Below are 12,280 nucleotides of genomic sequence, written 5' to 3'. Positions count from 1 at the left end.
ATGAAAAAAGGGGGTAGTTGTACATGCAGTCAAAATGAATTTTTATTTAGACAGACCGCCACTAACACCCCTTTTTAGGCTATTTGTAGCAAAATGCAGTGCGTTTTGATGCTAAATGCAGTGCATTTTGGTGCTAAATGCAAGGCGTTTTGGTGCTAAATGCAAGGCAAAATACGGCTAAACACAAGTCAAAAAGCATAAAAATACACAGCGATTGGTATAAATAAAACCCTTTTGAACCCTTAAAAGTAGGGCTAAAAAGGCAAGATACCCATTAAAAAGTGGTTATTTAGGGGCTAAAAGCGAGTTATTGGCCTTGAAAAATTACGAGCCGGCAACCAAACTAGAAAGGCAAAATGGTGCTAAATGCAGGGTTTGCGCTTAAAAATAGACAAAACAAGAGGCGTGAAAGGCTAGAATTAGTGGCTTTTTACCCACTTCATGACCTACTTTTTCGCTAGAATGGAGTGAAAATTTGGGTGGTATTGTAAAATAAAAACAACAATTTAAGATTTTGAGTTGGTGAGTTAATGAATTTGTAAGTAGACGAGTCGATTTATTCGGGAGTTGTTGGATTTACGTGAGTTTATAAGCCAGTGAGTACTCCGTATATGAAGAGGAGTGTTTATCTTGTGTTGACATCACGGAAACAATAACCCCCGCATCAATTTTTAGCAACATCAAAAGTCAATATGTCTTCCTTTCCTGTTTCAAAACTTTTATCGGTCATCAATAACTTTTTTAAGGTTTACCAACTTCTTTTCCGCAATAAATTTTGTAAATTTGCATGGTGGGCAAGCCCCACAAGAAAGATTGTTTTAGGTAAAATACAAAGAAAATGAGTTTAAATATAGCAAAAGACGGCCGCAAGCGGATTGTGATAGTTGGTGGTGGCTTTGGTGGTTTGCAGGTTGCAAACAAACTGAAAGGAACTGATTATCAAGTGATACTTATCGACAAGAACAATTATCACCAATTTCCACCGCTCATTTATCAGGTGGCGTCGGCAGGAATGGAGGCCAGTTCCATATCGTTTCCTTTCCGCAGAAACTTTCAAAAGCACAAGAACTTCTATTACCGAATGGCCGAGTTGCGTGCCATCTTCCCCGAAAAAAAACTTATTCAGACCTCAATAGGGAAGGTGGAGTACGATTATTTGGTGTTGGCGGCTGGCACAACCACTAATTTCTTTGGCAATAAGAATGTTGAAGAGCAGGCCATGCCCATGAAAACAGTGGACGAGGCAATGGGCTTGCAAAACGCCATACTATCGAACATCGAACGTGCCATAACCTGTGCCACGAAACAAGAACAGCAAGAGCTGCTTAATGTGGTGGTGGTTGGCGGCGGAGCAACGGGCGTTGAGATAGCAGGCGTGCTCTCTGAAATGAAACGTACCATCCTTCCACACGACTATCACGACCTAGACCCCAGCTTAATGAACATCTATCTCATCGAGGCTGGCAATAGATTGTTGTCGGCCATGTCGCCCGAATCGTCGTCGGCTGTGGAGAAGTATCTGCGCGAAATGGGCGTAAACATCTTGCTTAACAAGATGGTGACCGACTATAAGGACCATAAGGTGATGCTGGCCGATGGCTCCTCCATATCTACGCGCACGTTTATTTGGGTGAGCGGCGTGGCTGGACAGCGCGTTGGAAACCTGGATGCCGGCCATTTAGGTCGTGGACGGCGCATTAAGGTGGACACTTTCAACCGGGTTGAGGGACTTGAAGACGTGTTCTGCATTGGCGACCAATGTATTGTTGAAGGCGATAAAGACTATCCCAATGGGCATCCGCAATTGGCACAAGTGGCCATTCAGCAGGGTAAAAACTTGGCTAAAAACCTGAAACGCATGGCAAAGGCAAAGCCGTTAAGCCCTTTTCGCTATAAAAACCTTGGCGCAATGGCCACCGTTGGTCGCAACAAAGCCGTGGCCGAGTTTGCTAAAATAAAGATGAAAGGCTTTGGGGCATGGTTCATGTGGCTTGTTGTGCACCTCCGTTCCATCTTAGGCGTACGCAATAAGATGGTGGTTTTGCTCAATTGGATGTGGAATTACTTTAACTATAATCAGTCGTTGCGCATGATTTTCTATCCCAAGAAGGCCAAAGAGATTCGCGAAAGGGAAGAGCGCGAGGCCAAAACACATTGGGGAGAGGACCTGATGGAACAATAAAAACGCAAAGGAAGTGAGAGAAAAGAGCGCGCCAAATGGCTCGTTATAGAAGGGCGAATGCCCCCAAAGCCTAAAACTTAGGCGGACAGACGTTCACCCTTTCACTTTTTTTTCGTACTTTTGCAAGCATAAAGCACATAGTAAGAAAGTATGAACGTATTAGAACTAAGTGAGCAGGAGATAGTAAGAAGACAGAGCCTGCAAGAGTTGCGCGACTTGGGAATCGACCCTTATCCCGCGGCAGAGTATCCCACTGATGCTTTTTCAACCGACATAAGAGATAACTTTAAGGGCGACGAGCAACGCGAAGTGTGCATTGCCGGCCGGATGATGACGCGCCGCGTGATGGGAAAAGCCAGCTTTATGGAGCTGCAAGATTCCAAAGGCCGTATTCAGGTGTATGTTACTCGCGACGACATCTGTCCCAATGAGAACAAGGAACTGTACAACACGGTGTTTAAACGTTTGCTCGACATCGGCGACTTTGTAGGCGTACGCGGTTTCGTATTCCGCACACAGACGGGCGAAATATCGGTTCATGCCAAAGAACTCACGCTGTTGAGCAAGAGCATCAAGCCACTTCCCATCGTGAAATATAAGGACGGAGTGGCTTACGACAAGTTCGACGACCCAGAATTGCGTTTCCGTCAACGCTATGTAGACCTTGTTGTGAACGAAGGCGTTAAGGAAACGTTCTTGAAACGCGCAAAGGTGATTAGCACGATGCGTCAATTTTTCGACGAGGCAGGCTACACCGAGGTTGAAACACCTACGCTGCAAAGTATCGCAGGCGGCGCTACGGCGCGCCCATTCGTTACACATTTCAATGCGCTGAACCAAGAAATGTTCTTGCGTATCGCCACCGAGCTTTATCTAAAACGACTTATCGTAGGCGGATTTGAGGGCGTATACGAAATAGGAAAGAACTTCCGCAACGAGGGAATGGACAGAACGCACAACCCAGAGTTCACATTGATGGAGCTTTATGTGCAATATAAAGACTACAATTGGATGATGTCGTTCACCGAACGTCTGCTCGAAACTATCTGCGTGGCCGTTAATGGTAAGCCCGAAAGCGTGGTTGATGGGCAGGTTATCAGCTTTAAGGCTCCCTATCGTCGCTTGCCCATCCTCGATGCCATAAAGGAAAAGACGGGCTATGACCTCGATGGCAAGACGGAGGAAGAGATTAGACAGGTGTGCAAGGAGTTGAAATTGGACATAGACGACACGATGGGCAAAGGAAAGCTTATCGATGAGATTTTCGGTGAGTTCTGTGAGGGGCAGTTTCTTCAGCCAACCTTCATCACCGACTATCCTGTTGAGATGAGTCCGCTAACAAAGATGCACCGCTCTAAGCCTGGATTGACCGAGCGTTTCGAGCTAATGGTTAACGGAAAAGAGCTGGCTAATGCTTATTCTGAACTTAACGACCCCATCGACCAAGAGGAACGTTTCGTTGAACAGATGAAACTTGCCGACAAAGGCGACGACGAGGCAATGATAATTGATAAGGACTTCCTTCGTTCTTTGCAGTACGGCATGCCCCCAACGTCGGGTATCGGCATTGGCATAGACCGCCTCGTGATGCTTATGACGGGTCAAACCGCCATTCAAGAAGTGCTGCTCTTCCCGCAGATGCGTCCCGAAAAGAGCATCCCTAAGAGCACTACGGCAGAGTGGCAAGCACTAGGAGTGCCCGCCGAATGGGTGCCCGTGTTCAATAAAGCTGGCTATAACCTCATCTCAGACATAAAAGAGGTGAAGGCGCAAAAGCTGCAAATGGACGTTTGCAACGTAAACAAGAAATATAAACTAGGGTACGAGAACCCGAAGGTGGACGCCTTCCAAGCTTGGATAGACAAGGCTAACGAAGGCTAAATAACGACTAGGGGTGAAAGGGAACGCCTAAGGCACAGGCCTTTGTTTTCCTTTCCGCCCTTTTGCCTTGTTATTTTTCGAGGTTCAAAGGGCGATACTTGCCCACTCCTCGCTCCTTCTCACCTTTAACCCTTTCACTTAACCATGTTCAACTGCGGTAAAATAGCAATAGTGGGAGGTGGTAGCTGGGCTACTGCCATTGCCAAAATTGTGGTGCGACACACGCATCACATCGGCTGGTATATGCGCCGCGACGACCGTATAGACGACTTTAAGCGCTTGGGGCACAACCCAGCCTACTTGATGAGCGTTCACTTTAACGTAGACGAGATTTACTTTTCGAGCGACATCAACAAGATTGTGGAGAACTACGACACGCTTGTGTTTGTTACACCCTCACCTTATTTGAAGAGCCATCTCAAAAAGTTAAAGACGCGTTTGCACGACAAGTTCGTGGTTACGGCCATCAAGGGACTTGTATCCGACGACAATTTGCTTTGCTCCGAGTTCTTCCATCAGGTGTACGACGTGCCTTACGCCAATATTGCTTGCATCGGCGGTCCGTCGCATGCCGAAGAAGTAGCCCTCGAAAGGTTGTCTTATCTCACCGTAGGCTGTGCCGACAGAGACAAAGCGCAAGCCTTCACCGAGATTTTAAGCAGCGATTTCATCAAGACAAAGACCAGTCAGGATGTCGTGGGCATTGAATATTCGTCGGTGTTGAAGAATGTTTACGCCATTGCCGCAGGCATTTGTAGCGGTTTGAAGTATGGCGACAACTTCCAAGCTGTGCTCATGTCCAACGCTGTTCAAGAGATGTCGCGTTTCCTTTCGGCGGTACATCCGCTCGAACGCAGTGTTTACGACAGTGTTTATCTCGGCGATTTACTGGTTACGGGCTACTCTAACTTCTCGCGAAACCGCACCTTTGGTACAATGATTGGCAAAGGATATAGCGTGAAAAGCGCACAAATAGAAATGGAAATGATTGCCGAAGGTTATTTCGGTACCAAGTGCATGAAGGAGACTAACAGACATCTGCACGTGAACATGCCCATTCTCGATGCTGTATATAATATATTGTACGAGAAAATTTCGCCACAAGTGGAGATAAAGTTGCTTACTGATAGCTTTAGATAAACCGTCAAAAAGATATTCATATTTTTGACAGAAGGACATAAGCACATGCTCTTGATTTAAGCTTTTCACAATACGATCGACAATATGGAGGTAGAAAATGCGATAACTAAGATTATAAATTGTGCTTATACAGTGCACAAACAGCTGTCTATTGGTTTTGCAGAGAATGTATACAAGAATGCAATGGTCATTGAGATGAGGGAACAAGGTCTTAGTGTAAAGACAGAAATGCCTTTTGAAGTAATGTATAAAGGTCGCGTAGTTGGAAGTTATCGAGCTGACATTGTGGTGGAAGATAAAGTCATACTGGAACTTAAAGCAGTTCATTCACTTGCGGTTGCGCACGAAATACAGCTAGTAAACTACCTTACGGCTCTGCATATCGATTATGGTCTACTGATCAATTTTGGTAGTGAACTCATAACAATTAAACGTAAATTCAGAACTTATCGCAAAGCACATTAAACATTTTCGCAAGCCAATAACATTCAATCTCCTCAAAGGAATTTCCTTTTCAATAAACTTATGTCCTTATGTTCTTCTGTCAAAGCAACATAAACTTCTGTCGAAAATCAACGTGTTATAAAGATTAACTTACATATAATAACCCCCGACCTAAAAACATGTCCTTCTGTCTTTCAGTCAAAAGAACATGCGCTTATGTCAAAAACAAATATATAAGATGAAAAATATCAGCTTAGACATCACCAAAGCCGCCCAATTTCTTAGTGAGGGCGCAGTGAAAGCCTACGAACCGAAAGTGAAAGCGGCGCAAGAGGCTCTTGAAAATGGCACTTGTCCTGGTAACGACTTCTTGGGTTGGTTGCATTTGCCCAACTCCATCACACCCCAATTCCTAGACGAGGTGCAGGCCGTTGCCAACACCTTGCGTGAGAAATGCGAAGTAATCGTCGTGGCAGGCATCGGTGGCAGCTACCTCGGTGCGCGTGCCATCATCGAGGCTTTGGGTAATTCGTTCGCATGGCTTGTGGGCGATAAGACAAATCCCACCATTGTTTTCGCAGGAAACAACATCGGCGAAGACTATCTTTTTGAACTTTCCGAGTATCTAAAAGATAAGCGCTTCGGTGTGATCAACATCTCGAAGTCGGGTACTACCACTGAGACGGCTCTCGCATTCCGTCTACTTAAAAAGCAATGCGAAGAACAACGCGGTAAGGCGGAGGCCAAAGACGTTATCGTGGCCATTACAGATGCCAAGCGTGGAGCAGCAAGGGCTGCCGCCGACAAAGAAGGTTATAAGACCTTTGTGATACCCGACAATGTGGGTGGACGTTTCTCGGTGTTGACACCTGTTGGCCTATTGCCTATCGCTTGCGCAGGTTTCGACATTAAGGCATTGGTTAATGGTGCCGCCGATATGGAGAAAGCCACAGCTCCAAGCGTTCCTTTTGCCGAGAACATCGCTGCCCAATACGCTGCCGTGCGCAACGCACTGTACACCGAAAAGGGAAAGAAAATCGAGATAATGGTGAACTATCAGCCTAAGTTGCACTTCATTGCCGAGTGGTGGAAACAACTTTACGGCGAAAGCGAGGGTAAGGAACACAAGGGCATTTTCCCCGCATCGTGCGACTTTACCACCGACCTGCATTCTATGGGACAATGGATTCAGGAAAGCGAACGCAGCATTTTCGAAACCGTAATAAGCGTTGAACAACCAGCAAAGAAACTGTTGTTCCCCAGCGATGATGAGAACCTAGACGGCCTGAACTTCCTTGCCGGCAAGCGTGTTGACGAGGTTAACAAGATGGCCGAATTGGGAACACTGCTCGCTCACGTAGATGGTGGCGTGCCCAATATCCGCATCAGCGTGCCCGAACTGAACGAGTACTACATCGGACAATTGATTTATTTCTTCGAAATAGGTTGTGGCATCAGCGGAAACGTGCTTGGCGTAAATCCGTTTAACCAGCCAGGCGTAGAGGCTTACAAGAAAAACATGTTTGCCTTACTAGACAAACCTGGTTACGAGGCCGAGAGCAAGGCTATAAAAGAACGTCTGAAATAAATTCTTTAATATGCGAAACGCCTCTTCGCCTGCAAAAACGAAGAGGCGTTTTGCTTGCTTTTATATTCGCAAATGAACAATATGTATGCTCCCACTTCGCCCAATTTGCCTTTTGGACACGAACAAGAAGTGAAGTCTTATTTGGAAAATCGCGGTTTCGACAGCTTTCAACCGCAAGCCGTGCTATTCGATATGGATGGCGTGTTGTACGATTCCATGCCCAATCATGCCCGTTGCTGGCAAGAGGCTATGGCTAAATTCGGACTGAGAATGACGGCTGCCGACGTGTATGCAACCGAAGGTATGCGCGGTGTAGAAACAATCAGGCTGATGGTGAAGGCGCAACAGGGACGTGATATATCGGAAGACGAGGCGCAAATAATGTACGATGAGAAGGCCAGACTCTTCGGACTGCTACCCAAAGCACCCATCATGGAGGGTGTTTTAGAGTTGATGGAGAAGATAAAGGCGGCTGGCATGTGCATCGTTGTGGTTACCGGGAGTGGTCAGCTACCGCTGATTGAGCGTTTGCAGCATGATTTTAAGGGTTTTGTTACGGCCGATAAGATTGTCTCGGCTTATGATGTGACGCGTGGAAAACCTGCTCCCGATCCTTATCTGATGGGCTTGCAAAAGGCTGGTGACTTGCTGCCCTGGCAAGGAATTGTGGTAGAAAATGCGCCAATGGGTGTGCGCGCAGGTGTGGCTGCACAGATATTTACAATTGCCGTTAATAGTGGACCCTTGCCAAATGCAACTTTGGCAGGTGAAGGAGCAAACATCGTGTTCGACAGAATGACGCAATTACGTGATACCTGGATGAGTGACCATGACTGATTTTAGATTCATATCGCATATCGTAGGCAAGGCGATGGTGGCCGAAGTTTCCGCCAACGATATGCTTTTGACCGCCCCCGAAGATGCAAACGACCTTTTGGGAAATGCCTATTATCAAGGTTTCGATGGCATGATCATCTCTGCCGACAAAATTTCGCCACGCTTTTTCGACCTCAAAACGAGGTTGGCCGGCGAGATTTTGCAAAAGTTCTCCACCTTTCGGATGCGTTTGGCCATCGTTGGCAACTTCTCTACCTTTACCAGCGAAAGCCTTAAAAGTTTCGTTTACGAAAGCAATCGTGGTAGCCTAATACACTTTTCGCCAACCACAGCCGATGCCGTAGCTTGGTTTGAAAATCAGTTTTGTCATCGTTAAGAATTACTTCGTAGCGAAACATACCTTGATACCTCTGCACAAACCTATACGTTCAAAAGAGCCGCCATTGATTATCTATTAGTTGCCAGTTCTAAAACTCCCTTACGGTGGGGGAGGTTACAGAGGCCTCACTATATTATTTTGAAACCACAAAGTTTGCTATTTTAAACCACCAAGTAACTGATGTGCACAAACATCGTGAGTTCTGTGATAGAATGCCGTGTTTATGTAACATTACATGCCTATCGTTGTTGCTTTGTTTACAGGCCTCAAAGTCCTATAATGTGTGTTTAGTTTGTAATCCATTATATGTTAGGGCGTTAAGTATTGTTAGCTAACAAGCCCATATAGGCTATTCTAATCCGTAACGCTTACCGAAGTATGAGCGATGAAAAGTCTCAAATCTTTTATTTTTGATTTAATGCAAGAAAAACGCATTTGTGTGTCACAAAAGTCAAAGCCCTGCGTACTATAAGTAAATAACAGAACATCAGATGACCGTCGACGAATATAAAGAAGAAGTGGAACGCAACCGACCGCGCATGCTTTCCGTTGCTCGCAGCTATCTAAAAGCTGGCGAAGAGGCGGAGGATGTTGTGCAGGACGTGCTGCTGAAACTCTGGCAATTGCTCGACAAGTTGCGTATTCCCATGGGGCCTTTAGCTTTGGTGCTGGTGAGAAACCGCTGTATCGATTGTTTACGGCGACTGCAAACCACCATTGACATTCCTGAATACGTGGCGGAAAGCGAACCAACATGCGACGAACGCTATGAAAAGGTAATGCGGCTTGTTGACAAATTGCCCACGATGCAGCAGACAATCATGCGGCTTCGTCACATGGAGGGTATGGAAATGTGTGAGATTGCAGCACTCACGGGAAGTAACGAAACGGCTGTCAGAAAGGCGTTGAGCCGTGCACGACAGGCCATCAGACAGCAATTAAAACAACAAAGCAATGAATAAGGACGAAGAAATCAGAATTTTAGTGGCTCGTTTCATGGAGGGTGACACCACACTTGATGAAGAAGGCAAGCTTTATTGCTATTTTTCTGGCGATGAGGTGTCGGACGACTTGCTACCGATGCGCGAATATTTTCGCTCAATTGCAACCATGCGTACACCCAACCATCATCGGCATAAAAGGCTACCTGTGTTGCATGGCCTGCTTTCACGCCCATTGTTCATCGGCATAGCTGCCTCGGTTGCTTTGCTTGTTGTGGTTGGGGTGGGCGGTATGTTGTGGCAACCAGAACCACAGGACTATTGCGAGGCCTACATCTACAATAGGCATGTGACTGCCCCCGCCACCGTAATGGAAGAGGTAGATGAGACGCTGGAAGCCATTAGTCAGGATGGCGAATTAAATGTTGATGGTCAGTTGCATGACATTTTCGGAAAGCAATAAATGGAATAAGATTAAATACATCGTTATGAAACTTCGTTTTTTCTTAACAGCTATCGTGGCGTTTCTTGCCTTTGAGGCTCATGCTCAGCAAGGTTTGAACGTTAATGCGCTCTTTCAAGGTAAAGTGGTGCCGCACGAAGAGATGGTAGACGTCAGGGTGAAAGGCCGTGCCATCAGTAAATACAAGCTTGATTTCTATCGCAGTATTCGTTTCAATGCCACCGAACAGCAACGAAATGTTGTAGACGATTTGGTTGACAGCGACTGCAAAACGGCCATAGGAACGGAACAAACCACCCGAAACGGAACGACAACCCTTATCATGACGCTACCCAAGCAGGGCAATATGAACCGCTACCTGTGCTATATCACCTGCCGAAAGGGGCGAACGACCGTGATTACCGTGGTCTATATGGAAGGCAAAGTGGAAAGTATTGCCGAACTCAGAAAACTAATACATTAAAGATATAGTTATGGAAAAGATCTTAGTTTGCATGGCATTGACCTTTAACTTGGCTGCCAAAGCTACACCGTCAGACAACGACACGGTGGTTGTTGAACGGCCCCAGAAAGTGAGAATCATCACTGGCGACTCTGTACAAAGCGTAGAAGTGTGGGGCAAAGAGGGAAAACAAACTTTTCATTATGTGAGCAATATCCAGCTTGTTGACAGTAATTACGTGAGTACTTCGACCATCAATGACGACACATGGAGTTTCTCTATTGCTGGTTTCAGTAAGCCACGGAGGAAAAAATCCAGGACAGAGTGCACCACTCACTTCGTTGTTGGTTTCAACAACGCTGTGGGAATGCCGACAGGGGCCGACATTCAGCCCTTCAAATCATGGGAATTGTGGTGGATTGTGACCGATTGGACCTACCGCCCATGGCGAAACAATCACTTTCTTTCAATGGGATTGGGGCTCGATTGGAGAAATTATCGCATGACTGATGACCTGCGTTTCGTGAAAGACAATCGGTCGGTTGCCCTCGACACTTACCCCACAGGCAGTAGTCCTCAGTTCTCTCGCATCAAGGTATTCAGCATCAATCTTCCAATTCGCTATGGTTACGAAGGAAAATGGTTTGGTTTCAGTCTCGGCCCAGTGATCAATTTCAACACTTATGGTAGCCTAAAAACACGCTACGAAAAGGATGGTCATGAGTTGAAAGATGTAGACAAAGATGTACGCATCACTCCGGTAACCGTTGATTTCATGGGTACATTCTCTATTCGCGGTGTTCCTGATTTCTATTTTAAGTATAGTCCTTGCAACTTGTTGCGCGATGGCTATGGACCTAAGTTCAGAACCTTGTCGTTCGGCCTAATGTTCTAGCACATGGATATGTAGTAATAAGGTGAAAACTAGTTCAGTTTTCACCTTATCTATTTGTCGTCCATTTCTGCTTTTTCCAATTGGTGCAACTGGGTAAACCAAAATAATGGTTGCGTATGCGCGCATGTTGCCATCAATCGGATTAACAAACTATCAACAGAATTGCTCAGTAAATAACGTGTTGCCTAGAAAGATGGGACGTGCAAGGTTGAAGAACAAAACAGTATAAGTTAATGGTGAAGAACCGCTTGTAACCCATTAAGCGGCAATGAAAATGGGGTTTTTCCGAAATCCAAGGCCGCATGCATGGACGTTTTGATGTTCTGAATGTGTCAAAAGATTATGCTGCTGTCCGGTAAAAGATTTAAAACAGCAAATAGGGTGTTCAGGTTGCCAGCAAACAGAAAAGTCGGTTTCACCTCTCACCCCAAATATGCCCCTTTCTGTTCTACACAAGCGCGAAATAGTGGGCAGCAGGTTGGGTTTAAAGGCGCAACTGGGTGAATTGTGAAGGCCTTACGCGTTTCGTTGCCCTATATCATTACCTCAGTAATGACTTAAACTTGTTCGCATCATTGCGCCCATCATGTTTAGTTTTATCGCTTATGCCGAGAGATAGCTGTCGGCTCTATCTCCGAAATCGTCTGTTTGCGATATGTTAATACGGTAAGTATATTTTACAAAACACAGTCTTCGGCCGAACCTTTCTAGAAGAAAATAACCGCTAAAAGCCATATAAAATGCGCCCAAACGATGAAATTTCAGCTACTTTTGAGTGCTTATCCCCTCCGATTTTGGTCATTTACTATGCTTTTGCATTTCTCTTTGAAGAAAAATTCCCCAAAATTTGCTCCGCAACCACAAGAAAATAGTGCTTAATCGCTAGTTATTGCAAAGCATTTTGCACCAAAACGCAATGCAATATGCACCAAAACGCAATGCAATATGCGCCAAAACGCAATGCAATATGCGCCAAAACGCAATGCAATATGCACCAAAACGCAGTGCAATATGCACCAAAACGCAGTGCAATATGCACCAAAACGCAGTGCAATATGCACCAAAACGCAGTGCAATATGCACCAAAA

The 12,280-nt window shown here is 45.7% G+C and carries 11 protein-coding genes; all 11 read left to right on the top strand.

Features of this window, described 5'->3' with window-relative positions; translation table 11 throughout:
- Positions 1-838: 838 nt before the first annotated feature.
- The 11 genes from HMPREF0670_RS03130 to HMPREF0670_RS03080 all read left to right on the top strand — a co-directional run bounded on the left by HMPREF0670_RS03130 (position 839) and on the right by HMPREF0670_RS03080 (position 11,192).
- Entirely contained in the window at positions 839-2,182 is a 1,344-nt protein-coding gene (locus HMPREF0670_RS03130) for an NAD(P)/FAD-dependent oxidoreductase (RefSeq protein WP_009229708.1), read from the top strand.
- A 150-nt stretch (positions 2,183-2,332) separates the two neighbouring features.
- Positions 2,333-4,063 (top strand): lysine--tRNA ligase, encoded by a 1,731-nt coding sequence (gene lysS / locus HMPREF0670_RS03125; RefSeq protein WP_009229707.1) that lies wholly within the window; start codon positions 2,333-2,335, stop codon positions 4,061-4,063.
- A gap of 144 nt (positions 4,064-4,207) precedes the next feature.
- Positions 4,208-5,203: an NAD(P)H-dependent glycerol-3-phosphate dehydrogenase gene (locus HMPREF0670_RS03120; protein WP_009229706.1), complete on the top strand. Its 996-nt coding sequence runs from the start codon at positions 4,208-4,210 to the stop codon at positions 5,201-5,203.
- 84 nt (positions 5,204-5,287) lie between these two features.
- Entirely contained in the window at positions 5,288-5,668 is a 381-nt protein-coding gene (locus HMPREF0670_RS03115) for a GxxExxY protein (protein ID WP_009229705.1), read from the top strand.
- A gap of 217 nt (positions 5,669-5,885) precedes the next feature.
- Positions 5,886-7,235: a glucose-6-phosphate isomerase gene (locus tag HMPREF0670_RS03110; protein WP_009229704.1), complete on the top strand. Its 1,350-nt coding sequence runs from the start codon at positions 5,886-5,888 to the stop codon at positions 7,233-7,235.
- Between the two features lie 81 nt (positions 7,236-7,316).
- Positions 7,317-8,072: an HAD family hydrolase gene (locus HMPREF0670_RS03105; RefSeq protein ID WP_044077853.1), complete on the top strand. Its 756-nt coding sequence runs from the start codon at positions 7,317-7,319 to the stop codon at positions 8,070-8,072.
- Positions 8,065-8,448, top strand: a complete 384-nt coding sequence (locus HMPREF0670_RS03100; RefSeq protein ID WP_157579534.1) for a DUF4180 domain-containing protein — start codon at positions 8,065-8,067, stop codon at positions 8,446-8,448. The genes HMPREF0670_RS03105 and HMPREF0670_RS03100 overlap by 8 nt, the downstream gene beginning before the upstream one ends.
- Positions 8,449-8,942: 494 nt before the next feature.
- Positions 8,943-9,413, top strand: coding sequence for an RNA polymerase sigma factor (locus HMPREF0670_RS03095; RefSeq protein ID WP_009229701.1), 471 nt, complete (start codon positions 8,943-8,945; stop codon positions 9,411-9,413).
- Positions 9,406-9,855: a hypothetical protein gene (locus HMPREF0670_RS03090; RefSeq protein ID WP_009229700.1), complete on the top strand. Its 450-nt coding sequence runs from the start codon at positions 9,406-9,408 to the stop codon at positions 9,853-9,855. The genes HMPREF0670_RS03095 and HMPREF0670_RS03090 overlap by 8 nt, the downstream gene beginning before the upstream one ends.
- Before the next feature lie 25 nt (positions 9,856-9,880).
- The gene (locus tag HMPREF0670_RS03085; protein WP_044077650.1) at positions 9,881-10,318 is read left to right on the top strand and encodes a DUF6108 family protein; all 438 of its coding nucleotides are present in this window, start codon (positions 9,881-9,883) and stop codon (positions 10,316-10,318) included.
- Between the two features lie 10 nt (positions 10,319-10,328).
- Entirely contained in the window at positions 10,329-11,192 is an 864-nt protein-coding gene (locus HMPREF0670_RS03080) for a hypothetical protein (protein WP_009229698.1), read from the top strand.
- The last annotated feature ends 1,088 nt before the right edge of the window (positions 11,193-12,280 follow it).

This window comes from Prevotella sp. oral taxon 317 str. F0108, from assembly GCF_000162415.1.
GTDB lineage: Bacteria > Bacteroidota > Bacteroidia > Bacteroidales > Bacteroidaceae > Prevotella > Prevotella conceptionensis.
Note: the sequence above shows the minus strand (reverse complement) of the source record. Positions and strands in the feature narration are given on the sequence as shown.